The following is a 25,616-nucleotide window of genomic DNA, read 5'->3' as shown; positions in this document are numbered from 1 at the left end:
AACCGTCATGCCACCTTAGCGCACTCGACGGCATAGTCGATGGCCGGGCTGGGATTGATTTCGTTTCTCAGAACGAGGCGGCGGCGAGCGCTCGATGGAGGCTCTGAAGATCGTCGACGTTGCGATCCATCAGGAACTGTTCCCAGTCGAGCGCGCTTTGGACGATTGTCTCCAATGAATCGTGTGTCGGCTTCCAATCCAGAACGCGTTGGGCAAGGCTTGAGTCCGCAACAACACTTGCGGCATCGCCCGGACGCCTCGGCGCCATGTGGATCTTGAAGGAGTGTCCGTGCAGGCGCGTGACCATGTTGAGCACGTCGAGCACCGAATAGCCGGCGCCGTAGCCGCAATTGGCAACCAGCGAGCCGCTCCCACGACGCAGATGCTGCAGCGCCTTCAGGTGAACCGCGGCGAGATCGCTGACATGGATGTAATCGCGCACGCCGGTACCGTCATGAGTCGGGTAATCGATGCCGTAGACATGAACGCCGGTGCGTTTGCCGAGTGCCGCCTCGCAGGCGACCTTGATCAGGTGGGTGGCGCCTGATGTCGATTGACCGCTGCGCCCCAACGGGTCGGCGCCGGCGACGTTGAAGTAGCGCAGCGCGACATAGTTGAAGTCGTAGGCTGCCGCCGCGTCCCGCAGCATGAATTCCGTCATCAGCTTGGACTGGCCGTAAGGATTCTCAGGATTGAGCGGCGCGGTCTCCCTGACCGGCTCGGACGTCTTCTGCGGCCCGTAGACGGCGGCGGTGGAGGAAAAGACGAAATGGCGGATGTTGGCATTGATCGCAGCGCTCAACAGCGCCCGCGTCTTGCCGGAATTGTTGTCGTAATAGGCAAGCGGATCGGCGACGGATGCAGGCACGATCGCGGAGCCGGCAAAATGGATAATGGCGTCGACGTCGTTCTCGATGAAGATCGTCTTCAGAAGCTGGGCATCGGCGACATCGCCGAGATAGAAGCGCGCACGCGGAGAGACCGCCCAGCGAAAGCCGGTCGAAAGATTGTCCAGGACAACGACGTCTTCGCCCGCATCCAGCAATGTCCAGACCATGTGGCTGCCGATGTAGCCCGCGCCACCCGTGACCAAAATTGCCATATCCCGCATCCCCGCTTCATTCACGCGGGGGCATCTGACGCTGCTTTCCTTTCAGAATTTCCTATCGAAAGCGCGCTGCGGGGCTTCCTCGCGGGTAAGTTTGATGGCGTGGTTAGAGGCCGATTTCGGGCTCCGCTACAATTTTATCGATGTACTATTTCGAGGGCTCTTTTCTGCGGCAGCTCACAGGTCCTGACTTTCAATGCCGCCGAAGGAATTTGGTAAGATCTTCCCACAGGATCACTATCCCAATGACGAACAGCCCGCCGGGCACCAGATAATACAGGGTCCTGACGGGATAAACGGTGAAATACAGCAGGTACAGGACGCCATAGATTCCGGAGATGACGAGCACCGTTCCCAATAAGAGAGAAATTATCTTCCTCACCACGGTCCCACTCTCCCCGCTAAACCTCTAAGGGAATTGCTACACCAAACATGCCCAAGCTGTATAGCTGGCATGCCAGTCGTAAAGACAACTGGACTGGCAGGAGCAACAATGCCAGCCCTACTGGACACGGAACCGACATAGGCTGAGAGCGAATATTTTCAATCCATTGTCGGAGTGACAAAGATAGGTTCGTCCTCGGGCATTCCCATGCTGCATTCAAAGGAGGATCATCATGCCCAACACGATACGTCTTCACCGCGTCCTGGCGGCCAGCCCTGAGAAAGTCTATCGCGCATTCCTGGAGGCGGATGCGCTAGCCAAATGGCTTCCGCCAAATGGGTTTACCTGCACAGTGCATCATCTGGAGCCAGCGGTCGGCGGAACACACAGGATGTCCTTCCGGAACTTTACGACTGGAAATAGCCACTCCTTTGGAGGCAGCTATCTGGAATTGGTTCCGAACGAGAAGCTCCGTTACACGGACAAGTTCGACGACCCGAACCTTCCCGGTGAAATGGAGGTCACGGTAACCTTGAAGAAGGTCTCTGTCGGCACCGAACTGAATGTTGTCCAGGCGGGCGTACCGGACCTTATTCCCCCGGAGGCATGCTATCTCGGTTGGCAGGAATCGCTGCGCAATCTGGCAAAGCAAGTCGAGCCCGAAATCAACGATTGAGGAGCTAGGCAATCCTAAGCGAAAGTGGAGCTTGGCGGTTGAAGCCGCCTCGCTCCTCCAGGCTATTGCCGTGAGGGAGCCGCAGGCGCACCTTCGTCTGTCAGCTTTTGATCCCATTAAAGCTTGAGGATGTTGTCGCAGCACCGTTGGGCAGCGAACTCGATCTGCGCCGGGTCGCGCACGAAGCGCCAATCGACTAGTGACAACGATAAATAGTTTCCTTCGAGCGCCAGTCTAACCCCTGCGGTTGCAATGCCTCTAACCATCGGGCCGCGAAGATGTTATAGTCCCCACGCTTTAGCATCCGTGGGCAGGCATCCGGAGGGGGATCCATGAGGATGACGAGGAAGCAGTCCGGCCTTGGAAAGAGCGCTGAGGAGTGGGGACGGGCGCGGGAGCAACGACCGAACCCTCCGCCGGAGAGGCGCAAGGCCTTGCGCACCAAACGACCAATCTGCCGACAACGCCGTTGGCCGCCCATCAGACAACCTATTTCTTCAAGAACGCCGCCTTCGAATTCGTCCTCCTGGCGAGCCTCGGTCGCGCCTACTACCAGGGCGCAAACATCGGCAAGGTCCTGTTCACCATCCGGCAGATCGAAGACGGCAACTTCGACAGCGCGTACCAGGCGATGATCGCCGCTTGCGATGAAGCCCGCCTCCTGGCCGAAAACTCGGCAGATGGCGGTCACACGGAAAGCGCGCGGCAGGCCTATCTCTGGACGCAGAGTTTCTATGACAGCGCCATCTACTTCGCGGACGGCACCGGTGATCCAATGCGGGTTGCGGCAGCCTGGCAGATGATGGACGATTGCTGGCTGAAGTAGATCGATCTATTCGATCCCCCAGTTGAACAGATCAGCATTCCTTATGAGGGCGTAGGCCTGCGTGGCTTCTATTTCCGGGGCAAGAGCGCCCGGGAAAAGCGCCCCCTGCTGATCCTCGTCAACGGCAGCGACGGCTCAGCGCTCGACATGTGGATGCTTGGCGCAGCCGGAGCAACGGCGCGAGGTTACGACTGCCTGACGTTCGACGGGCCCGGACAAGGTTACGCCCTGTGGAAGCAGCAACTCACCTTCAGGCCGGATTGGGAGCATGTTGTCACGCCGGTGGTCGACTTTGCCCTGGGCCGTCCCGGTGTCGATCCGAAGAGGATCGCGATCCAGGGCATCAGCCAGGCCGGATACTGGGTTCCGCGCGCGGTTGCGTTTGAGAAGCGGATCGCCGCCGCCATCGTTGATCCCGGTGTCTGCGATGTTTCCAAATCATGGACGGCCACGCTGCCGCCTCCGATGATCGAACTCCTGAAGGCAGGCCGCAAGGATGAGTTCGACGGCAATCTGAACAAGATGCTGGACCCGGCCACCAAGAAATCCGTGGCCTTCCGGATGAGACCTTATGGCGTGACGTCGTATTTCGACGCCTTCAAAGCGACGATGGCGTACAACCTCATGGACGTTGCCGGGAAGATCGAGTGCCCGATGCTGATTACCGAGCCGGCCAACGAAGCATTCTGGCCAGGGCAGTCGCGCCAGCTATACGACCTCTTGAGCTGTCCCAAGACGCTGATCCCCTTCTCGGCATCCGACGGCGCGGACCTGCACTGCGAGCCGGCGGCATATGGGCTGAGGGACCTGCGCGTGTTCAACTGGCTCGACGAGACGCTCGGAGCAATCTAGCTATGGTCTGGGAAGGATAATCGCCCGGGTCGAGCCGGCTCCACACTCCTAGAGCTTGAGGATGTAGTCGCACAGCCTGTCGGCCGCCATCTGGATCTGGGCCGGGTCGCGCAGGAAGCAGGCGCGCAGAAAGAGCTCGCCGCCAGCGCCGAACGCCGCGCCGGGTGCCAGCCCGACACCCGTCTTGTCGACGATGTCGATCGCTGCCTTGCGGCTGTCGGTCACGCCGTCGATCTTCAGGAATGCATAGAGGGCGCCGTCCGGCTTCAGCGTCTCGACGCGGTTCGTTGCAATCAGCGCGTCGCACAGGATGTCGCGGGAGCGTCTGGCCTTGTCGATGTTCGACTGCACGAAGCTGTCGCCCTCATTCAGGGCCGCGACCGCACCACGCTGCATGAACTGCGCCACGCCCGAGGTCGAATACTGGATGAGGTTCTCGATCACCTGGCCGGTTTGCGGCGGGGCAACGATCCAGCCGACACGCCAGCCGGTCATCGACCAGTTCTTGGAGAAGGAGTTGACGAACATCACCTTGTCGTCGGGCTCCATCACATCGAGGAAGGACGGCGCGCGACCGCGGGCAAAGTAATAGCGCGCGTAGATCTCGTCGGCCATGATCCAGAGATCGTGCTTGCGCGCGAGCGCCAGGATGGCTGCGAGATCATGCTTGGTTGCGGTCCAGCCGGTCGGATTGGACGGCGTGTTGATGAACAGCCCCCTGGTCTTCGGGGTGATGGCCGCCGCGATGCGGTCGAGATCGACCGCCCACTTGCCGCCCTCGAAGGTCAGCTGCACGCCGACCGATCGGGCGCCGGCAATTTCCAGGGCGGCGGCGATGTTCGGCCAGGCAGGCGTCAGGTAGACAAGCTCGTCGCCCGGCGAGGTCAGCGCCTGCACGGCGATCTGGATCGCCTGCATGCCGGAACCAGTGACATAGAAATGCTCGACCGGCAGAGAGACGTCGAAATGTCTGGCATAGTAGTCGGAAAGCGCCTGACGCAGTTCCGGGATGCCGCGCTGATAGGTATAGAAGGTCTCGCCGCCCGACAGCGCTTCGATCGCCGCCTTGTTGATGAAATCCGGCGTCGACAGATCTCCCTCGCCGACCCAAAGCGGTAGGAGGCCGTCACGGCCACGGGCATAGTTGACGACTTCGACGATCCCGCTTTCTGGCGCCAGGAGGGCGCGCGGGCTAAGACTGCTGACTATCGACATGCATTACTCCGGTTTGCGCCCATATAAAGCAAATAAGGCGGCAAATCCCATGACATTCGGTGATGCGATATCGATTTTCGTGATGGATGAGCCCCGCGCCCGTCGGCGAAGGCTCATAATCTCATCAGACGGCCGGACGCTTGGCCAGCAGGTCGCGAATTTCCGTCAGCAGCGCCACATCGGCCGGCGGCGCGGCGGCCTCGTCCTTGGCCTCCTTGATCTTCATCTGCTTGTCCACCTGCTTCTGGAGCGTATTCACGCCCTTGACCATCAGGAAGATAATCCATGCGAGAATCATGAAGTTGATCAAAACCGTGATGAAGCTGCCATAGGCCAGGACCGCGCCCTGCTGGCGGGCAGCAGTCAGTGTCGGCGCGTTCACGTTGGACGACAGGCCGATGAAATAGTTCGAAAAGTCGAAGCCGCCGAAAATGGCACCGACGATCGGCATGATGATATCGTCCACCAGCGACCTGACGATCCCCCCGAAAGCGCCGCCGATGATAACACCGACAGCAAGGTCCATGACATTGCCGCGGGCGATAAATGCTTTGAACTCATTGAGCATCCGATCCGTCTCCCTCTGATGCAGTCGCACTGACAGGTCATTGTTTTTATTAGCTACATGTTCAATGCAATTATTCAATTGCCAATTACAAATTATTGGGCCGGCGTGCGGTCTTTGACTTAAGACCTATACACCCCCTGATGTTCAAGGACGCCAAATTCCCGTAATCTCCAATAGTCCGGGAGAACCGGTGCATGGTGCATCGGTGGAGGTTCAATGCTGCCAGGCTGGGTCATACTTGCATCTGCTTTCGGCTATCTGCTGCTGCTCTTTGCGGTCGCGAGCCATGGCGACCGCAGGCGTCGGATGTTCGGAACGCCCGTGGGCGGCCGCCCGGCGGTCTATGCGCTCAGCCTCGCGATCTACTGCACCTCCTGGACGTATTTCGGTGGTGTCGGACTGGCATCGCAACGCGGGCTGGAATTCCTCGGCATCTATATCGGCCCAATCCTCGTCTTCACGCTCGGGATGCCGGTGCTGCGGCGGATCATCGAGCTCGCGAAGGCCGAGAAGCTGACATCCGTCGCCGATTTCATCTCCGCGCGCTACGGCAAGAATCCGGCGGTCGCGACAATCGTGGCATTGATCTCCCTCGTCGGCGCTATCCCCTATATCGCCCTGCAGCTCAAATCGGTGTCGAGCACCGTGACGGCTATGCTCAACCCGTCGGATTACGGCATCGGCAGCGGCAACCTCTATTTTCTCGACCTGCCACTGCTCGTAACGCTAGTGCTCGCCTGCTTCGCGATCATGTTCGGCACGCGCCACACGGATGCGACCGAGCACCAGGACGGGTTGATCCTTGCCGTCGCCATGGAGTCGGTGGTCAAGCTGTTTGCCTTCCTCACCGCCGGCGTCTGCGTGGTCTGGTTCCTTTTCGACGGTCCATCCGATCTCTGGCAGAAGGCCAGCGAAAACCAGCTCGTGCTCTCGGCCCTGAACTACCAGACACCGATCAGCCGCTGGATCACGCTGACGCTGTTGTCCGCGTTTGCGATCATCATGCTGCCGCGACAATTCCACGTCACCGTTGTCGAGAACAGGACCGCCCGGGAGCTTCGGCTGGCCGGCTTCCTCTTCCCTCTCTATCTCGTTGCCATCAATTTCTTCGTGCTGCCGGTGGCGATCGGTGGCCTGCTGACGTTTGGCGGCAGCGGCAATGCCGATCTCTACGTGCTTTCGCTACCGCTTACCGGGCAGATGCCCTTTGTCTCGCTGATTACCTTCATCGGCGGCTTTTCCGCCGCCACCGCCATGGTGATCGTCGCTTCGGTGGCGCTGTCGATCATGGTGTCGAACGACATCATCATGCCGATCTTCCTGCACCGGAAGCTCGTCGACCGCTCGGGTCAGCGCAGCGATTTCGCCAAGACGCTGCTCAACATAAGGCGCAGCGCGATCTTCGCCGTACTGCTGCTCGGCTACGCCTATTATCGTTCAACCGACAGCACGACGGGGCTGGCCTCGATCGGCCTCCTCTCCTTCGCCGCGATTGCGCAGATGGCCCCTTCCTTGTTCGGTGGCCTTGTCTGGCGGCGAGCCAATGCGCGCGGTGCCATTCTTGGGCTGACGTCGGGCTTCGTGATCTGGGTCTACCTGCTGTTCCTGCCTTCGCTTGGCGGACCGGACTATTCGGGTGTCGCAAGCGCAGTCCTCGGTTTCATCTTTCCCGGCACGACGATCTTTTCGGCACCCGATGCCGATCCGCTGGTCAATGCCACGGTCATGAGCCTGCTCGTCAACACCGCCTTCTTCGTCGTCGGATCGGTTACCCGCAATGCGCGGCCGCTCGAACGCATCCAGGCCGGCATCTTCGTCAAGCGGCAGTCCCGCTCGCAGTTTGCCACGCGCGGCTGGAAGACCCGCATCAGTATCGCCGATCTCAAGGCGACGGTCTCGCGTTATCTCGGCGAGGAGCGCATGGAGCGTTCGTTCCAGACCTACCAGCAGAATTCGGGCCGCAAGCTGGAGGACGACCAACCAGCCGACATGGCGCTCATTCATTTTACGGAACAGCTGCTCGGCAGCGCCATCGGCTCTTCCTCCGCTCGACTTGTGCTGTCGCTGATCCTTCAGAAAGTGGAGGACGCCTCGGCCGACACCGCCTGGCTGCTCGACCAGGCGAGCGAGGCCCTGCAATATAACCAGGACATGCTGCAGACGGCGCTGTCTCAGATGGACCAGGGCATCGCTGTCTTCGACAGCTCGAACAACCTGACGATCTGGAACCGCCGTTTCCGGCAGTTGCTGGACCTTCCGGAGAATACCGGACAGGTGGGCTTCCCGCTCGCCGACATCGTGGCGATCCTCAGCCAGCGCGGCGATGTGCCAGCCGGCGACGTCAACCAGACCGTCCGGCACTTCCTGACGCTGGACAAACCCTTCGCGCTGGTGCTCGGCGGCGGCGAACGCATCATCGAAGTGCGCTCCAACGCGATGCCGGACAAGGGCATCGTCGCAACCTTTACCGACATCACCCAACGCGTCGCCGCCGACCGAGCGCTCAAGCAGGCGAACGAAACGCTGGAACAGCGCGTTGCCGAGCGGACGGCGGAACTGACCCGTGTCAATCGCGAACTCGGCGAAGCGAGAGCCGCCGCCGACGAAGCCAATCTAGGAAAGACACGCTTCTTCGCCGCTGCCGGGCACGACATCCTGCAGCCGCTCAATGCGGCCCGGCTCTATTCCTCGGCGCTTGTCGAGCGCATGGGAAAGTCCGAAAGCAGTGCGATCGTTCGCAACATCGATTCCGCGCTGGAATCGGTCGAAACCATCCTTGGCGCGGTTCTCGATATTTCGCGGCTGGACACCGGGGCGATGCGGCCGCGCCTCGCCTCCGTGCCACTTTCCGACCTGCTGGAGCGGATCCAAACGGACTTCGAGCCGATCGCCCGTGAGAAAAACCTGAAGCTGGTGGTGATGCCAACCTCGCTTCGGGTCCGCTCCGATCCCAACCTGCTTCGCCGCCTCGTGCAGAATCTTGTTTCCAACGCGATCAAATACACGATCGACGGAAAGGTGCTGGTTGGTGCGCGTCGGCGCGGACATCAGGTCGTCATCCAGGTGATGGATTCCGGGATCGGCATTCCGCCTTCGAAGTTCCGGACGGTCTTCAAGGAATTCGCCCGTCTCGACGAAGGCGCCAGGACGGCTTCCGGACTGGGCCTCGGCCTCTCGATCGTCGATCGCATCGCGCGTGTCCTCAATCACCCGGTGGAACTCCACTCGACACACGGCAAGGGCACGGATTTCCGCATCGTCATGCCGCGCGACGCGTCGCGACTACTCGAGCGCTTGGGCGCAGCCCAGCCGGTGGAGCATTCGGCGCAGAGCCTGCAGGGATTGAAGGTCCTCTGCGTCGACAACGAGCCGCATATTCTGGAAGGCATGCAGCTGCTGATCAGCGGCTGGGGCTGCGAGGTGCGATGCCTGGGTTCGCTGGCCGATGTCGGCGCGCTCGATACACGCCAGCCGCCGCCGGATCTCGTGATCGCGGACTATCACCTCGGCGACGGCACCGGCGTTTCCGCCATCCTGACGCTCAGGGAGCGTTTCATGGCGTTCATTCCGGCGCTGATCGTCACGGCCGACCGCACGCCGGAGGTCCGCGCCGAAGTCGAGCGGCACGGCATTGGGCTCCAACACAAACCGGTGCGCCCGGCAGCGTTGAGGGCCTACATTACGCAGATTTCCGCTCAGAAGCGGGCGGCGGCGGAGTGACCGCCGCATCCTTCGCCATCACGCCGGACACGAGGCCGCGCACACGCTCGGCGGTTGGCTCGTCGCCGAAAAGTATGCGGTAGATGATCGGCGCAACGACCTGATCCATCACGCTATCGACCAGCGGAAAGCTCTCGCCGCGCGCGAGCGCCCGATCGCTCAGCAGCTCCACCTGCTCGCGGGTGAAGGCGCAGCACTTGGCGGCATTGGCATTGTCCTGCGCGGCCAGCACGTCGCGGATAATCTCGCGCCCAACGCCGGAGGACATCTCCTCGGCATACTGTTCCGCCCAGGCTTCAAGATCGCTTCGGCCGCTGCCGGTGTCGATCGGCTGCATGTCCGGGCGCAGGCGCTCGACGGCGACGTCGGCCAGCAATTCCTGCAGGTCGCCCCAGCGACGGTAGATGGTCGACGGGGTAACGCCGGCCTTTGTTGCAATCAGCGGGATTGTCACGTCTGCCCGGTCCATGTCGGCCAGCAGTTCGCGGACTGCCTGATGCACTGAAGCCTGCACCCTGGCGCTGCGGCCGCCCGGCCGGGGATTTTCTTTTGCTGCCATTTCTAACGTCCTGTTTCCTGCGCCGGCGCATGGTTCAACATCTTTGATCGAGCTGTTAACGCAAATTATTTGCTTTTAGTGGCAGGTCGACCTACATGGCTAACGCAACAAATTAGCTTTAAGAGGCTTATATATGTTCGGCGCCGCCAAATCCACACCGACCTCCCGTAATCCGATCCCCTTCCATGCAATTACGCTGGCAACCTTCTTCGGCGCTTCCGCAGCGCCGACGCCACTCTATCGAATCTATCAGGAAAGCTTTGCGGTCTCGCCGGTGCTGATCACCGTGATCTTCGCGGTTTATGCCTTCGCGCTCCTGACTGCACTGCTGATAGCGGGCTCGATCTCCGACCACCTCGGCCGCAAGCCGGTGATCTTCACCGCCCTGATGTTGGAGATCGTCGCCATGGCGTTGTTCGTCGTGGCAAGCGGCCCAGACTGGCTGATCGCGGCGCGGATCGTGCAAGGCCTGGCAACCGGAATTGCCGGCGCCTCGATTGGGGCAGCATTGGTCGACGTCGACCGGGCGAAGGGCCAGATCGTCAACTCCATCGCACCGCTGTCAGGCATGGCGGTCGGTGCAGTCGGCACGAGCGCCCTGATCCAGTATGGTCCCTTCCCGCTCCACCTCGTCTATGCCATCCTGCTCGCGGCTTTCGCCGGGCAAGCCGGCGCCATCTGGGCGACCCGGGAGACTGGCGGCCGTCGGCCGGGTTTCTGGAATTCGTTGAAGCCGACAATTTCGATTCCGCCGCAGGTCAAACGGCCGCTCGCCTTGGTGACGCCGATCAACATCGCCAATTGGACGCTTGGCGGCTTCTACCTCTCGCTGGTTCCGTCATTGGTCGCCAGCACGACGGGCAGCCGGGCGCCGCTCACGGGCGGGTTGATCGTGACGGCGCTGATGGTGTCGGGGGCGGTTGTGGTCTATCTCAGGCGCGCCAAGTCCGGCGCGGCCAATCTCGGCTTCGGCACGGCGGCGACCACGCTTGGAATTCTGACTGTTGTCGCCGGCGTCCACCTCGGCAACGTGCCGCTGCTGCTCGTCGGCACCTTCTTTACCGGCGCCGGATTCGGCACAAACTTCCTCGGGTCGATCGGCACGATCATGCCGCTCGCCAAGGCCGACGAGCGCGCCGGCCTGTTGTCGGCCTTCTATATCCAGAGCTATCTGGCGTTTAGCCTTCCGGCCATTCTCGCCGGCTTCCTCGCCAAGTCTCTCGGCTACCAGCTGACCACCGATCTCTACGCAACGGCGATCATTCTGGTAACCGGCGCCGGGCTTCTCGGCCTGCGCGCCGAGCGCAGCAGGGCTGCCAGGCTGCCTGCCTGAGACTAGAACCCTGAAAGGGCCTAGAGGTAACTCGTCACCGCCGGCTCATTCCACCAGTTGTCGTGGCGCCCATCCATGTAGCGGATGGGCAGCGCGGCGAGCTCCTCCGGCGTTATGTCGTCGAGGCAGGCGATATTGATCGAAACGTAGTCGCCGCCGATCTCGGGAATATGGCCATGCCCGTAGGCATGCAGGCCGCAGATCCGGCAGAAGCGGTGATGGCCGCTCATCGATGCGAACTGGTAGTCGCCCGCCGCTGTCTCCTCGCACAGCAGGCGGAAATCCTCAGGCTTGACGATCGCGCCCCAATAGCGCCGCTTGCCGCAGACCGAGCAATTGCAGCGACCGGTGCCGGCCTGGAGATCGGCATCGACCTCATAGCGGATTTTGCCGCAATGGCAGCTGCCCGTGTAGGTTCTCTTCATGGGGTTCCTCCTCCGCCCTTTGCAACGGCCGGAGTCGCCGAGTTCAGTCGATGGCCACCGCGTCCAGGCAAGACAAAATCAGGCTTCCTGCCACGCCTGCAGTCTATTGGAATTGATCGAGGCTGCATGCGCTTCAAGAATGGCGGCGGCGATAACTTTCTGAAGCTCGTATACCAGCGTACGCGACCGCTTGCGATCCAGATCTTGCGCCGCCTTCGCAAGATTCAATCCCTCGTTCAGGACAATATGATGAGCTCGCGTCAGCGCCCAACTCTCAATATCCAGACCTATCATTCGGAATCTCCGCCAAGTCATTCAGCATCAAAGATATTCACGAATCACGATACGCAGAGCACTTACGCAGCAAGAAGAATCATAGTTGCAATATTTTGCAAATAGCATTTGCCAAAGAAATACACGTCGAATGCGAAATTACTCCGCCTGAGCCACGATAAAATACAATCGTGCCATTCGCGGGTCGATCAACTGCATCAAGGCCTGTGCTCATAGGTATTCCGCGAAGCTTGCACGGACCTGCACGCCAAGCGCGCATACGTGCCGATCTCTCATGCGCGGCCTGGGAGATCGGGCGAACGTTTGGTCAGACCTTGGTGGCAGGACCCTTGTTGCGCGCCAGCAGGGCCTTCACCGTATCGTCGTTGATCTTCCCGCTCGGCTCCTGGCCGATCGATTTCTGGAAGTTCTTGATCGCCGCAACCGTCTTCGCGCCCATCTCGCCGTCCGGCTGGCCAGCGTCGAAGCCGTTGTTGTTGAGGATCGCCTGGATGTTGCGGATCGCCTTCTTCATATCGACGGTCGAGGTCTTGGTGGCATTGCCGACCCACTCGTCGGGAAGGTCCACGCCATTCGCCTTGCTGTCGAGCGGCACGGCCTTCCACTGGTCAACCTTGGCACGCGCCTTCTCAAGCTGGTCCGGCTTCATGGCTTTCGCAACTTCCTCGCGCTTCTGTGCCGCGTCCTTGTCACCGCCCTTGGCGGCAATCGCAAACCACTTGTAGGACTCGGTCAGATCCTGCGTGATCCCATTGCCGCGGGCACAGAGGATCGCCAGGTTGAACTGGCTGTCGGTGGTGCCGAGGTCAGCTGCCTTGACGAACCAGTCCGCGGCTGCCTTGTAATCCTGCTGGCCGAGCGCGCCGGAGGCATAGAGCACGGCGAGATTGTGCATCGCGCTGGCGTTGCCGCGGTTTGCCGCCTGCTCGTAATACTGCTTCGCCTTGGCGATGTCGCGGTCGACGCCTGTGCCCTTCTCGTAGATGTTTCCGAGGCGATACTCCGCCGGGCCGAAGCCCTTGTCGGCGGCGAGCTGATACCAGCTTATCGCTTCCTTCGGATCGGCGGCGACGCCGGCCCGGCCCTCGCTGTAGCGGGCGCCGATTTCAAACAGCGCCAGCGGATCGCCGCTCCTGGCGGCATCCGCGAGCGACTTCGGCTGTACCGTGTCGGGAATGGCAATGCCGGCTGTTTCCGCCACCGGAGCGGCAGGCGTCGTCGCCATGCCGGCAGCAGCCGGCGTCGTTTCCTTGGCAACGAAACCGGAGGCGTCCTGGGGAGCGCCGGAGGGCGCGAGCGGGGCAACCGCGTCGCCGGTCAGCGGTGCGGCGGCCGTCAGATGGTCGGGTGCTGCCGGCGCCGGTGCCGTATCGCTGCTCGCAAGCGGCGCGGCCAGTGCGTCCACGGCCGGGGCTTCAGTGGCCGGAACCTCCGGAGCGGCTACCACGGCCTGGTCGGGCGCCGTCTCGCTGTCCACCGGCAGGGCATTGCTGGATGAATCGGTCAGCACCGCCACTTCGGCGGACGGCGCCGACTGGCCGGTCGTCAGCGTGCGGGCAAGCGGGAACGCCATGATGGCCAGCAATACGGCACCGACGGCCAGCAGGATCGGACGGCGGAAGCGCGAGAAGGTGCTCCCCTTCACCGCATCCTTGTCCTTTGCCTTCCTGTCGGCCTTGGCTGGCTGTGGCTTGGCGCTCGGCTCTGTCTCCATCGCAGCAGCCTGCGCGGCGCGGCGGGCTGCGGCGATGTAGTCCGCGCGCTCGTTTTCCGTTGCCGGCTTCGCATTCACGCGGGCGGCGTTCTGGCTGGCGCGCACGCGCTCGAGGATCTTCTTGACGTCAGGCGCGCCGGAGCCGGGCTCCAGTGGCTCATTGGCAGCTTCCGGCGGCATCACATCGACCGGATCGATGGAAGGAACCGGGTCGATGAGCGTGCGTTCAGCGGTGGCGGCCTCAGCCTTGGCCTTCTTGCCGGGCAGCAGGCGCTTGCCGAGGCCAGCAAGCAGGCTACCCTTGGAGGGAGCTGCGGATGATACGGGCTTCATTGCCGCTTCGATCGCGACCACACTGGTGTCGGTCGTCGCCATGACCGGTAGGGCGGGCGCTTCGTCGGCGACCTCGGGCTGACTGCTTGCCGAGGCGCGGGTTCCGAAAACCACCGGCTTCTGTGCTTCCTCGGCGCCGGCCTGCATCATCGTAAAAGTATCGACGGCAAAATCGACATCGGCCGCCGGCATTCTCGCTGCCGGCCTTGCGACCGCGCGGTCTTCCATGGTGTCCAGTCGCTCGGCGATCTGGACCAGCGTTTCGTGCAGGGCCTGGAAGGTCTTGTGCGTGCGCTCTTCGCTGCTGCGGCTCAGGTCTTCGAGCTGACGCAAGTCTTCGGCAAGCGCATGGAGCGCCGACATATCAGCCGCAGCCGGCGCGCCACCTTGCAGGGCACCGTTTCTTGCATAGGCTTCGACCACCGCTTCCGCCGCCTGGCGGGCAGCCTCGATGATGTATTCGTCGCTGGTCGCCATGTAGTCTTCGATCGCGCCCATGCGGCGGTCGAATTCCGCCGGCAGTTCGGCAGCCGGCCGCGGCTCGCTCATAAGCGCCGAAAGGTTTGCGATCTGGTCCTCGAGGTTGCGTAGCGCATGCGTATCAGCCGCCGGTGCCGCGGTGCTTTCCTCCAGGCGTGCGACGATATCGCCGAGCCGCCCTTCGATGCGCCTGATAGCACTGTCGTCCACGGAAGCAACGACGGGCTGAAGCGGCTGGAAGTCCATCTCGTCGATGCGGCGCGCGAGATAGTCGAGGCGCTGCGCAAGCGCATCGTTGACCGAGCCGACTTCGAGTGCGTCGATCTTGCGCGAGATATCTGCGAGTGCGCCGGTCAGTTCCGGCTGTGGCGCAGCCTTGTGGCTCCGCTCGAGCAGGTAGGACAGATGCTCCAGGCGCTCGTCGAGGCGCGAGGTCGCCTCGGCGTTGGCGAGTTCCTCGACGCGCAACGTCAGGGTTTCCAACCGATCCGCCAGGGCATCGGTCGGGGCCGCGCGGCTCGCGACGCTATGACCCATTAGATCGATCTGCTCGCCCAGGGCGTTCAGGCGGCCTTCGAGACGATGCATCATGGCCGGATCGCCGCTGGCGGCAGCGCGGCCGGTTGCCGCGATAGCACGGCTGATTTCGTCGAGACGGCTATCCATTGCCGCAAACTGCTCGGCCATCGCCCGATCGTGCGGCTGGATCATGCTGCCGAACTGCTCCATCGCCGTGGCGATGGAAATAAGCTTGTCCTCCAGCGCGCGAACGGCCGGGCTTTCCCCCATGCCGCCGATATGGCGCTTGATATCGTCGAGCCGGTAGGCAAGCGCCACAAGCTCCTCCTGCAGGCCGGCGGTGTCGAGCGCATGCAGCTGGTTCTCGACGCCGTCCCAGCGGGTCTCCATGTGGCGAATGGAATCCTCGCGGGCGAGCCCGTCCATCAACGAGCGGAGCTCTTCGAACTCGCCACGCAGCCCTTGCGCCTCAGGCGCGCTGGAGCGGCTGGCAAGCTGATCGATGCTGCTTGCGAGGCGGGTCATATCGGCACGGATGTCATCGGCGAACCGGTTGTCTTCCGCGCCGACCTTGATGCTGCGGATCTCTTCTCGCAATGCGTTCATTTCGCGCGTCACGCCATCGGAGATGTCACGCTTCAGGTCCTGGCGAAGATTGACGAGCGCTTGCGCGATCTCGGTCATCGTGTCTTCCGCCGGACGATAGGCCGGCTGTGCCGAGGCCGGTTGCGGAGCGGCGGGACGCGGCGCGCGTTCGGCAACAGGGAGCGGCGCACGCGACGGAGCTGGCTGCTCGCGCGTGTAGGCGGCGGGTTCGCGCGCAGCAGGACGTTCCCGGCTTGCTTCCAGGATGCGCTGGCGCTGGCGAATTTCTGCGAAAGGATCCGGCCGCGCCTCGGCGGCATGGGGTGCGCGGGCGGCGTAAGGATCAGAGTAGACGTCGCGCTCCGGCGCCGGAGCGCGTTGGCGCTGGTCGCGAGCACCCGCACCCATCAGACCCTCGATCCTCGCCTCCAGGCCTTCGATGGTGCGGTTCAGCGCATCGAGCGAAGCCCTGTCGGAATGCCGTGGGGAATTTGATCGCGATCCGTTCATCTTCTTGCTCGCTTCATCTGTCCGAACCCTCGTCAGGGCCGATCATTGGCTTCCGTCACCGCCGCATCGGAATGCGGGCGTGAGCACCGTTCATGAAGGGATAATCAATTAGACTTTCCTCAACCTGTACGGCGTAGCGGCATTCCCATGAAACGCGAGACTGAAAAAAGGAATGCAAGTCGCCAATGCTCAAACAGCACCTTTCACGAAACGTGGTAAATAACCCGTTAACCGACGTGAGATTTTTTTAACTTTTCAGGATTTTCAGCACTTTGCGTGCTGAAATCGGCCAGTCCCCTGAAAGGCTCAAGACGGAGATCAGAACGATTCCGTCCATGGCCGAACCTCGATTTCCTGTGACCAGGCGCTTCGGTGCTGCAGTAAGACATCGATGTAGGTCTGCGCGATGGCATCCGGGTCGAGCGTCGCATCCGGCTTGGCCGGGTCTTCCCGGCGCACCTCCGATCGGATTCCGCCATCGATGATGAAATGGGCGACGTGAATTCCCTTCGGCCCCAATTCACGGGCAGCGCTCTGGGCAAGGCCGCGAAGGGCGAACTTGCCCATGGCAAACGCGGCCGACTGGGCATATCCCTTCACGCTCGCCGTCGCCCCGGTAAACAGGATCGCTCCGCGCCCTTGGGGGATCATGCGCCTTGCAGCCTGCTGGCAAACGAGAAAGCCGCCATAGGCGCTGACCGCAATTGCCTGTTCGACCGCTGCCGGATCGAGTTCGGTCAACGGTCCGCGCAGGCGCCCGCTGGCGTTATAGACTACAACCTCCGGATCCCCGATTTCCGCCGCGACCTCGTCGAAAAGGGCGGCGACGGACGCCGGCTGGGCGGCATCCGCCGCAAACATCAGCGCGCCGGTTTCGCCAGCGAGTTTGCTCAGCTTGTCGGTGTTGCGCGCCGCCAGCGCGACCCTGACGCCGCGCCCGGTCAGTTGACGCGCAAGCGACGCGCTGAGGCCCGGGCCTGCACCGACGATGAGAGCGGAACTGTAAGGAAACTCGGTCATAGCTGTCCTCCGGTCGTTGTCGACGAAACCTGCGGCGCAGGTGAGCATCAAGCTTGCCTGCGGATACTACACCCACCGCGCCTGGATGGTATTCATCTCAAAGCTGGTCTCGATCGTATCGACGCATTTCAGGCGGGCGATCTTTCCATGATAAACCGCCGCTCCTCGAGGCCGGCCTAGACCACTCCACCATTGTGCTAATGCCCCACGCGCATGGTTTTGGCCTCGCTCTCGTGATATCTTCTACCAGAAGTAAACGAACCGCTTGGAATGAAAGGGAGTTCGATTTTGGGCTAGTTGGAGGGAACCGTCATGAAACTGACGAGACTGATGTCACTGGCTTCCGCCGTAGCAACATTGGCTCTTGCTACAGGAGCGGCATATGCACAACAAGTCACCGGAACACTGGGTGCGCCGGGTGCTACGACAACCATCGATGGCAGGCAGCTGCCGGCGCCGGACCCGAGTTTCGGCGGTACCATCACCAACGATGCTCTCAGTTCGAAACCCTGGTGGGCGCCCCGTATCGTGCCGCCGAAAGGAGCGCCGAACATCCTGCTGGTCATCACGGATGACGCAGGCTTCGGTGTGCCGAGCACGTTCGGCGGCGTTATTCCGACACCAACCATGGATCGCGTCGCCGCCAATGGCCTTCGGTACAACAATGTCCACTCGACTGCCTTGTGCTCGCCGACCCGCGCGGCTCTCATCACCGGACGGAACCATCATTCGGTCGGGTTCGGCGTGATCTCCGAGCAGTCGACGGGTTTCCCCGGCTATAATAGTATCATCCCCGAGGACAAGGCCACCATCGGCCGGATCCTGCGCGACAATGGTTACGCCACCTCCTGGTTCGGCAAGGACCATAACACCCCGGCCTTCGCCGCCAGCTCGATCGGGCCGTTCGACAAATGGCCGACTGGCATGGGATTCGAATATTTCTACGGTTTCGTCGGCGGCGACGCGAACCAGTGGCAGCCGAACCTGTTCCGCAACACCACCCAGATCTATCCCTTCGAGGGCAAGCCAGGCTGGAACCTCGTGACCGGCATGGCCGATGACGCCATTGATTATCTCACTCGCCTCAACCAGACGGCGCCTGACAAGCCTTTCTTCATGAAATACGCGCCCGGCGCAACACACGCGCCTCATCACCCGACGAAGGAGTGGGTAGAGAAGATCAGCGCCATGCATCTCTTCGACCAAGGCTGGGACAAGCTGCGCGAGCAGATCTTCGAGAACCAGAAGACGCTGGGCGTGATCCCGCAGGACACGCAGCTGGAGCCCTGGCCCTCCAGTATCCTCAAGAACTGGGACGATCTGAAACCAGAGGACCAGAAACTCTTCATCAGGCAGGCGGAAATCTATGCCGCCTACGCCGCCTACAGCGACCACGAGATCGGGCGCGTCGTCCAGGCGATCGAGGACATGGGCAAGCTCGACAACACGCTCGTCATCTACATCAACGGCGACAACGGTACGAGCGCGGAAGGCGGCCCTCTCGGCACACCCAATGAGGTGGCGTTCTTCAACGGCATCAATGAAATGCCGACCGATGTACAGATGAAATGGTATGACGTCTGGGGTACCGAACAGACCTACAACCACATGTCGGCGGGCTGGTCCTGGGCCTTCGATACGCCCTTCTCCTGGTTCAAGCAGAACGCCTCGCGGCTCGGCGGCGTCGGGCAGAACATGGCAGTCTCCTGGCCGGCACGGATTACCGACAAGGGTGGCTTGCGCGAGCAATTCATGCACGTGATCGATGTCGTCCCGACGCTGCTTGAGGTAACAGGCATTCCGGCGCCGGACATGGTGGACGGCATCAAGCAGGCGCCGATCGAGGGAACGAGTTTCGCCTATACTTTCGACAACGTGAATGCCAAGGCGCCGACTCGCCACAAGACGCAGTATTTCGAGATGTTCGGCCAATGGGCCCTTTACAATGACGGCTGGCTGCTCAGCACCAAGGTAAACCGTGCGCCCTGGGAAGCCTTCGGCACCGCCAACCCGGACCCGCTAAACAACCAGGTCCTTCAGCTCTATGATCTGAGCAAGGATTTCAGCCAGTCGCAGGACGTCGCCGCTGAGAATCCCGACAAGGTCAAGGCGATGAAGGATCTCTTCCTCGCCGAGGCGAAGAAATACCAGGTCTTCCCGATGGACGCCTCGGTCGCCGCACGCATCGTCGCCCCGCGCCCGAACATCACGGCCGGCCGCACCGAGTTCACCTACACGCATCCGATGACGGGCCTGCCGCAGGGCGACTCGCCGTCCCTGCTCAACAGCTCCTACACGATCACCGCCGACATCGACGTGCCACAGGGGGACGCTGAAGGCATGATCCTGACTTCGGGAGGCCGCTTCGCCGGTTACGGCTTCTATCTTCTCAAGGGCAAGCCGGTGTTCCTCTGGAACCTGGTCGATCTGAAGCGGGTGAAATGGCAAGGCCCGGATGCGCTCACTGCCGGCAAGCATATGCTCGAATTCGACTTCCAGTATGATGGCCTCGGCGTCGGAACGCTCGCCTTCAACAACATGAGCGGCGTCGGCCGATCGGGCACCGGCACACTCATGGTGGACGGCAAGGTCGTGGATACCCAGAAGATGGAACACACCCTTCCCATGATCCTGCAGTGGGATGAGGCTTTCGACGTCGGTTCCGACACGCTAACGGGCGTCAACGATGCCGACTACTCGCCGCCCTTCGCGCTGACTGCCAAGCTCAACAAGCTGACGATCAAGGTGGATCGCCCGACCTTGAGCGAGGACGACATCAAGAAACTCGAGGATGCGCAGGCGGTGGCTGTGGACGGCAGCCCGATCCACCACATGCAGCCTGCGCCGCAATGATCGCGTTGAAGCACGTCGGCACTGCGGGCACCGATGTCAGCCATCCGCCCGCAACATGCGACGTCTAACGAAATAGATGCCCGGATCGTGACAAGTCGACTAGGGGCTGCGCGCGCTTCGCCCCTAGGGCGGCGTGCCCAAGCTTACGGATACTACACCCGCCGCGCCTTGATCGTATTCATCACGAAGCTGGTCTCGATCGTATCGACGCATTTCAGGCGGGCGATCTTTTCCTTGATGAACCGCTCGTAGTCGTCGAGGCCCGAACTCATCACCTTCAGCACGTAGTCGCGCGATCCGGTGACCAGATGGCACTCCAGTACCTCGTCCCACCCGCGAACCGCGCTCTCGAACATCTGGATTTCGTCCTCGTGCTGGCGGCTGAGCCGAACCGACGCCAGCGCCGTCATCGTCCAGCCGTCAATGGCGGGATCGACGAGCGTCGTGTAGCCCTGAATGATGTCAGCATCCTCCAGCCGGCGCAGGCGGCGCAGGCAGGCTGATGCGGAAAGGCCGACGCGCTCGGCAAGCTCGTTGTTGGGAAGGCGAGCGTCGCTCATCAGTTCCTTGAGGATTTTCCGATCCATATCGTCAGCAATTTTCTGCGTCACAATTCGCCATTCTCCGCACTAAGTTGCTTTAGAGAGCATTGCCGCGCGGCAAATAGCAAGAACAGTCCTCGTGTTCTGATATAATTTGCGAGCATCACGCCGCATCTCTCGAGGAGACGACAATGACCGCACCGCATCCTTCCAAGACTCATATCGGCAACCACGCCCTGCATCCCGAAACGCAGATGCTGAACTATGGCTACGATCCGGAATTGTCGGAAGGGGCGGTAAAGCCACCGGTGTTCCTGACGTCGACCTTCGTCTTCAAGTCCGCCGAGGACGGCCGCGACTTCTTCGACTACGTCTCCGGCCGCAAGGAGCCGCCCGCCGGCAAAGGTGCAGGGCTCGTCTATTCGCGCTTCAATCATCCCAACAGCGAGATCGTCGAGGACCGGCTTGCCGTTTACGAGCGAACAGAAAGCTGCGCCCTATTTTCGTCAGGTATGTCGGCGATCGCCACGACGCTCTTGGCCTTCGTTCGTCCCGGCGACGCCGTGCTCCACTCCCAGCCGCTCTACGGTGGAACGGAAACCCTGCTGGCCAAGACCTTCCTCAATCTCGGCGTTGCGGCGGTGGGCTTTGCCGATGGCGTCAGCGAGGCATCGGTGCAAGCGGCCGCGGAACAAGCCATGGCCAAGGGCCGGGTGTCTGTCATCCTTGTCGAGACGCCAGCCAATCCGACAAACAGCCTCGTCGACGTCGCAATGATCCGCCGTGTCGCAGAAAGGATCGGCAGGAAACAGGGACACACGCCTGTTATTGCTTGCGACAACACGCTGCTTGGCCCCGTCTTCCAGCGGCCGATCGAGCACGGCGCCGATATCTCGCTCTACTCGCTGACCAAGTATGTCGGCGGCCACTCGGACCTGATCGCCGGCGCCGCACTTGGCTCGAAGGCCGTCATGAAGCAGGTTAAGGCGCTGCGCGGCGCCATCGGCACCCAGCTCGACCCGCATTCCTGCTGGATGCTCGGCCGCTCGCTGGAGACCCTGCAGATCCGCATGGAGCGGGCCAACAACAACGCCCGCGTCGTTGCCGACTTCCTGCGCGAGCATCCAAAGGTCGAGGGGATCCACTACCTGCCCTATCACGACGCCAGTTCGCCCGTCGGGCGCACCTTCGCGGCGCAGTGCAGCGGTGCGGGATCAACCTTCTCGTTCGATATCGTTGGCGGCCAGCCGGCCTCGTTCAAGTTCCTGAACGCCCTGCAGATCTTCAAGCTCGCGGTCAGCCTCGGCGGCACGGAATCGCTAGCCAGCCATCCGGCGACGATGACGCATTCGGGTGTGCCGGCCGACGTTCGCCAGCGGATCGGCGTCCTGGAATCGACCATACGCCTGTCGATCGGCATCGAGCATCCGGACGATCTCGTCGCCGACCTGCAACAGGCATTGGACGCCGCGTGAACTTAGAGCCTAGCGGCGGCTCAGGCCGCCGCCGTTTCCCTCACATCGTCGAGCAGGAAGTGCACGACGACATACTTCGTCGTGTAGTGGCGGCCGCTGTCGGAAACATTGTCGACGCTGCCGCCATCGGCGGGGTGCCACCGATGATAGTGCGGATTGGTGGTGATCAAGGTGATCGCCTTGCCGGCCATCTTGCCGTCGAGACGGTAGCGCATTTCGGCCAGCGGCCAGATGCGCTCGTAGTCCTCCATGGACATGCGGACCTTCAGGGCTTTGCGGCTCACCGCCTCGCTGCGTGAGCCGTCTTCGTGCTCCACCGCCGGCAGGTCCAGCGTGACTTCCTCGGCTCCATCAAGAATGGAATTGAACTCCTCCGGCCACATGCGTCTCATAAAATCGCTCCTCCAAAGCTCTTCCATCAGTCTGCCTTGTGAAATCTAGCCTGTCTTCCCCCGGAAGCAAACAGTTCCGGCAAAGCTTAGACGAAAGCCTCACGCACGGCATTGGAAACATGATCGTTTCCAGTGTCGCAGTGTGGGCGTTGTCCACATTTAGGACGCCGCTGTGCACTTGCCCTCAGGCGCCATCGCATCATTTTATGCGCCGACGCATTGATGACGGAGAAACAGCCGCGCTGATGGCCAACGAGACCTTTGGGGCGCTCTATCTCGACATGGATGGCTTCAAGGGCATCAATGACATGCTTGGCGATCACGCCGGCGATGAGGCTCTGCGAGAGGCCGCAAACCGCATCCGCACGGTGATCCGATCCGGCGATATCGCCGTGCGCATGGGCGGCGACGAATTGGCCGCCTTTGTTCCCAATCCCCCGAACGCGATCGCATTATCATCGGTTGCCGAACGGCTGGTATCGGCTTTCCGCGAACCCTTAAAGATCGAGGACATCGACGTACGCGCCTGTATCAGCGGCGACGGCGCCGTTGCACCGCATGCCGGGACGACGCGGATCGATATTCTTCGTAACGTCGACAGCGCGCTCTATCAGGCCAAGGCCGCCGGTCTCGACGGCTTCGTGGTGCGGGAAGGCCAGAGTTGCGGGCGTTTTTCAACGCCCGGACACGACCCAAAAGATTGCCGTTCCCGCACCGCCACGACCGAAAACTGCCATCAAGAGCTACCGGTAGGCTGCTTCAAGCTTCGCGATATCGAGCTTGACCATGCCGAGCAAGACTTCGGTGACGCGCTTGGCGCGCTCCCGGTCGGGATCGGCAATCATCTCACTCAGCACGCGGGGAACGATCTGCCAACACAGGCCCCAGCGGTCCCGCAGCCAGCCGCACTGCTCCTCCACGCCGCCGTTCTCCAGGAAGGTGCTCCAGATCCGGTCGATCTCCTGCTGCGTCTCGCATTGTACCGAGACCGAGAAGGCATGGTTGAACGCATCAAGCGGACCGGCTTGCATAGCCACGAAATCCTGATGCCCGAGCTTGAACTCGATGATGACGACACTGCCGGGCGGGCCGCTCGGCGTCTCGGCCGGAAGCACGGTCGTGCGCCCCATGGACGAATTCGGGATCGTTGCCACATAGAATTCGACGGCCTGCTGGACGTCCTTCTCAAACCAGAGATTCGAACTGACCTTGAGCATGGATTGTCTCCTCCTTGATGCTCTGATGAAAGGTTCGACACCCCAAGGACGTTCCCGGTCGGCCCTTCCAGACACCGCACCACACAATCGCATCACAAATTCGAGCAAGCGCGAAATTTGACGTTTACGCAAACGTCAATATTTTGTAAGAGACTCTCAAATGCCGGCTTCGTCCGGCGTGCCGAATTGGAGGAATTCGAACGATGCCAGTCTATAAGGCCCCGGTAAACGACACGCTTTTCGTGCTGAACGACGTGCTCGGCCTGGAACGCTACAACAATCTTCCGGGGTTTGCCGACGCGACGCCTGACATGATCGAGGCGATTCTCGGAGAATCGGCAAAGCTTGCCGAGGAAGTGCTCTTCCCGCTGAACTATTCCGGCGATCAGCAAGGCTGCGTGCGCCATGAAGACGGCTCGGTCTCGGTGCCCGATGGTTTCAAGGGCGGCTATGACGCCTATTGCCAGGGCGGCTGGACTGGCCTTGCGGTTCCCGAGGAATTCGGCGGCCAGGGCCTTCCCTACGCACTGCATGCTGCCGTCGGCGAATACACCTCCTCCGCCAACATGTCGCTGATGATGTACCCGGGGCTCACCCAGGGCGCGATCGCGGCGATCTTCGTGCATGGCTCGGACGAGCAGAAGCAGACCTATCTGCCGAAGATGGTTTCCGGCGAATGGTCCGGCACCATGAACCTCACCGAACCGCATTGCGGCACCGACCTCGGCCTGCTGCGCACCAAGGCGGTGCCGCAGGCAGACGGCAGCTACAAGCTGTCCGGCCAGAAGATCTTCATCTCGGCCGGCGAGCACGACATGACCGACAACATCGTGCATCTGGTGCTGGCGCGCATCGAGGGCGCACCTGAAGGCACGAAGGGCATTTCGCTGTTCATCGTGCCGAAGTACCTGGTCAAGGCGGACGGCACGGTCGGTGCGCGCAACCAGGTTTCCTGCGGTGCGATCGAGCACAAGATGGGCATTCATGGCAACGCCACCTGCGTCATGAACTATGACGGGGCAACCGGCTTCCTCATCGGCGCCGAGAACAAGGGTCTCAGCGCCATGTTCGTGATGATGAACGAGGCACGCCTCAGCGTCGGCCTGCAGGGGCTGGCGATCTCCGAAGTCGCCTATCAGAACGCGGTCAACTATGCCCGTGAGCGCATCCAGGGCCGCTCGCTGTCAGGCCCGAAGGCGCCGGAGAAAAAGGCCGATCCGATCATCGTGCATCCCGACATCCGCCGCTCGCTGATGACGATCCGTGCCTTCAACGAGGCCGGCCGCGCCTTCCTGCTCTGGACGGCGCTGAAATCCGACATCGCCCACCGTTCGGCGGACGAGAAGGAGCGCCAGACGGCCGACGACATCCTCGGCCTCGTCACCCCGATCCTCAAGGGCGTGCTGACCGACAAGGGCTTCGACCACGCCGTCATGGCCCAGCAGGTCTTCGGTGGCCACGGCTACATCGAAGAGCACGGCATGAGCCAGTATGTGCGCGACGCGCGCATCGCCATGATCTACGAAGGCGCCAACGGCATTCAGGCGCTCGACCTCGTCGGCCGCAAGCTCGGCCAGAACGGCGGCCGCGCCGTCATGGCGCTGTTCAAGGAAATCGGCGATTTCTGCGAGGAGAACCGCAACGAAGAACAGATGGCCTTCTTCACCAAGAACCTGAAGAAGGGGTTGAACGACGTGCAGGCAGCGACCATGTGGTTCATGCAGCACGCCATGGCCAAGCCCGACAATGCCGGCGCCGGCTCCACCGACTACATGCATCTCTTCGGTCTTGTCGTGCTCGGCTACATGTGGGCAAAGATGGCCAAGGCTGCCAATGATGGCCTTGCCGCTGGAGAAACCGAACGCGAAACATTCCTGCGCAACAAGCTGATCACCGCCCGTTTCTTCATGGAGCGGATCATGCCGGAAACGGCACTGCGCAAGGCCCGCATCGAGACCGGCGCGGAAACGATGATGACCTTGGCCGCCGAGGCCTTTTGAGTTCAACGGCGCTTG

19 protein-coding genes and 1 pseudogene are annotated in these 25,616 nt (G+C 61.8%); 9 read left to right on the top strand and 11 right to left on the bottom strand.

Annotation, left to right across the window (positions count from 1 at the left end; genetic code table 11):
* Positions 1 to 67: 67 nt before the first annotated feature.
* On the bottom strand, positions 68 to 1,102 hold the full coding sequence (galE, locus tag IB248_RS04410; RefSeq protein WP_169683782.1) for a UDP-glucose 4-epimerase GalE: 1,035 nt from the start codon (positions 1,100 to 1,102) through the stop codon (positions 68 to 70).
* 623 nt (positions 1,103 to 1,725) lie between these two features.
* Here galE and IB248_RS04405 point away from each other — a divergent pair.
* From IB248_RS04405 to IB248_RS04395, 3 genes are all read left to right on the top strand, one after another.
* Positions 1,726 to 2,169: an SRPBCC family protein gene (locus tag IB248_RS04405; RefSeq protein ID WP_192240387.1), complete on the top strand. Its 444-nt coding sequence runs from the start codon at positions 1,726 to 1,728 to the stop codon at positions 2,167 to 2,169.
* 379 nt (positions 2,170 to 2,548) lie between these two features.
* Complete coding sequence (locus IB248_RS04400) at positions 2,549 to 2,995, top strand: hypothetical protein (protein WP_192240386.1); 447 nt, start codon at positions 2,549 to 2,551, stop codon at positions 2,993 to 2,995.
* 153 nt (positions 2,996 to 3,148) lie between these two features.
* Complete coding sequence (locus IB248_RS04395; RefSeq protein WP_192240385.1) at positions 3,149 to 3,847, top strand: hypothetical protein; 699 nt, start codon at positions 3,149 to 3,151, stop codon at positions 3,845 to 3,847.
* A 48-nt stretch (positions 3,848 to 3,895) separates the two neighbouring features.
* On the opposite strand, the gene IB248_RS04390 is transcribed toward IB248_RS04395, so the two are convergent.
* Positions 3,896 to 5,062: a pyridoxal phosphate-dependent aminotransferase gene (locus IB248_RS04390; RefSeq protein ID WP_192240384.1), complete on the bottom strand. Its 1,167-nt coding sequence runs from the start codon at positions 5,060 to 5,062 to the stop codon at positions 3,896 to 3,898.
* A gap of 124 nt (positions 5,063 to 5,186) precedes the next feature.
* Positions 5,187 to 5,630 carry a large conductance mechanosensitive channel protein MscL gene (gene mscL / locus IB248_RS04385; protein WP_018858571.1) on the bottom strand — a complete coding sequence of 148 codons (444 nt, stop codon included), beginning with the start codon at positions 5,628 to 5,630 and terminating at the stop codon, positions 5,187 to 5,189.
* Positions 5,631 to 5,846: 216 nt separating this feature from the next.
* On the opposite strand from mscL, the gene IB248_RS04380 reads away from it, so the two are divergent.
* Positions 5,847 to 9,350 carry a PAS domain-containing hybrid sensor histidine kinase/response regulator gene (locus IB248_RS04380; protein ID WP_192240383.1) on the top strand — a complete coding sequence of 1,168 codons (3,504 nt, stop codon included), beginning with the start codon at positions 5,847 to 5,849 and terminating at the stop codon, positions 9,348 to 9,350.
* Here IB248_RS04380 and IB248_RS04375 read toward each other — a convergent pair.
* A complete protein-coding gene (locus IB248_RS04375) occupies positions 9,310 to 9,909 on the bottom strand; it encodes a TetR/AcrR family transcriptional regulator (protein WP_018858573.1) in 600 nt (199 codons plus the stop codon). The two genes, IB248_RS04380 and IB248_RS04375, sit on opposite strands and share 41 nt — an antisense overlap.
* Before the next feature lie 133 nt (positions 9,910 to 10,042).
* On the opposite strand from IB248_RS04375, the gene IB248_RS04370 reads away from it, so the two are divergent.
* Positions 10,043 to 11,242 (top strand): MFS transporter, encoded by a 1,200-nt coding sequence (locus tag IB248_RS04370; RefSeq protein WP_192240382.1) that lies wholly within the window; start codon positions 10,043 to 10,045, stop codon positions 11,240 to 11,242.
* 20 nt (positions 11,243 to 11,262) lie between these two features.
* Here the strand turns inward: IB248_RS04370 and IB248_RS04365 are convergent, their stop codons facing one another.
* From IB248_RS04365 to IB248_RS04350, 4 genes are all read right to left on the bottom strand, one after another.
* Positions 11,263 to 11,667 carry a GFA family protein gene (locus IB248_RS04365; RefSeq protein WP_018116993.1) on the bottom strand — a complete coding sequence of 135 codons (405 nt, stop codon included), beginning with the start codon at positions 11,665 to 11,667 and terminating at the stop codon, positions 11,263 to 11,265.
* A 78-nt stretch (positions 11,668 to 11,745) separates the two neighbouring features.
* On the bottom strand, positions 11,746 to 11,961 hold the full coding sequence (locus tag IB248_RS04360) for a hypothetical protein (RefSeq protein ID WP_246779204.1): 216 nt from the start codon (positions 11,959 to 11,961) through the stop codon (positions 11,746 to 11,748).
* 307 nt (positions 11,962 to 12,268) lie between these two features.
* Positions 12,269 to 16,102 carry a peptidoglycan-binding protein gene (locus tag IB248_RS04355; RefSeq protein ID WP_192240380.1) on the bottom strand — a complete coding sequence of 1,278 codons (3,834 nt, stop codon included), beginning with the start codon at positions 16,100 to 16,102 and terminating at the stop codon, positions 12,269 to 12,271.
* Positions 16,103 to 16,420: 318 nt separating this feature from the next.
* Positions 16,421 to 17,122: an SDR family NAD(P)-dependent oxidoreductase gene (locus tag IB248_RS04350; protein WP_018858576.1), complete on the bottom strand. Its 702-nt coding sequence runs from the start codon at positions 17,120 to 17,122 to the stop codon at positions 16,421 to 16,423.
* A 312-nt stretch (positions 17,123 to 17,434) separates the two neighbouring features.
* Here IB248_RS04350 and IB248_RS04345 point away from each other — a divergent pair, with 312 nt between their 5' ends.
* A complete protein-coding gene (locus tag IB248_RS04345) occupies positions 17,435 to 19,975 on the top strand; it encodes an arylsulfatase (RefSeq protein ID WP_192240379.1) in 2,541 nt (846 codons plus the stop codon).
* Positions 19,976 to 20,127: 152 nt separating this feature from the next.
* On the opposite strand, the gene IB248_RS04340 is transcribed toward IB248_RS04345, so the two are convergent.
* Complete coding sequence (locus IB248_RS04340; RefSeq protein ID WP_192240378.1) at positions 20,128 to 20,586, bottom strand: Lrp/AsnC family transcriptional regulator; 459 nt, start codon at positions 20,584 to 20,586, stop codon at positions 20,128 to 20,130.
* 122 nt (positions 20,587 to 20,708) lie between these two features.
* On the opposite strand from IB248_RS04340, the gene IB248_RS04335 reads away from it, so the two are divergent.
* Entirely contained in the window at positions 20,709 to 21,992 is a 1,284-nt protein-coding gene (locus IB248_RS04335; protein ID WP_112647075.1) for a cystathionine gamma-synthase family protein, read from the top strand.
* Positions 21,993 to 22,012: 20 nt separating this feature from the next.
* Here IB248_RS04335 and IB248_RS04330 read toward each other — a convergent pair whose 3' ends face one another.
* Entirely contained in the window at positions 22,013 to 22,384 is a 372-nt protein-coding gene (locus IB248_RS04330; protein ID WP_037216756.1) for a hypothetical protein, read from the bottom strand.
* A 206-nt stretch (positions 22,385 to 22,590) separates the two neighbouring features.
* On the opposite strand from IB248_RS04330, the pseudogene IB248_RS04325 reads away from it, so the two are divergent.
* Positions 22,591 to 23,031, top strand: a pseudogene (locus IB248_RS04325) (GGDEF domain-containing protein); the annotation flags it as partial.
* A gap of 96 nt (positions 23,032 to 23,127) precedes the next feature.
* On the opposite strand, the gene IB248_RS04320 reads toward IB248_RS04325, so the two are convergent.
* The gene (locus IB248_RS04320) at positions 23,128 to 23,601 is read right to left on the bottom strand and encodes a VOC family protein (RefSeq protein ID WP_192240377.1); all 474 of its coding nucleotides are present in this window, start codon (positions 23,599 to 23,601) and stop codon (positions 23,128 to 23,130) included.
* Between the two features lie 203 nt (positions 23,602 to 23,804).
* Here IB248_RS04320 and IB248_RS04315 point away from each other — a divergent pair, with 203 nt between their 5' ends.
* Entirely contained in the window at positions 23,805 to 25,601 is a 1,797-nt protein-coding gene (locus IB248_RS04315) for an acyl-CoA dehydrogenase C-terminal domain-containing protein (protein ID WP_025660355.1), read from the top strand.
* Positions 25,602 to 25,616 lie beyond the last annotated feature (15 nt).

Origin of the sequence: Rhizobium sp. RHZ01 (assembly GCF_014851595.1) — a bacterium.
GTDB lineage: Bacteria > Pseudomonadota > Alphaproteobacteria > Rhizobiales > Rhizobiaceae > Rhizobium > Rhizobium altiplani.
This window is presented reverse-complemented; position numbering and strand designations above follow the sequence as displayed.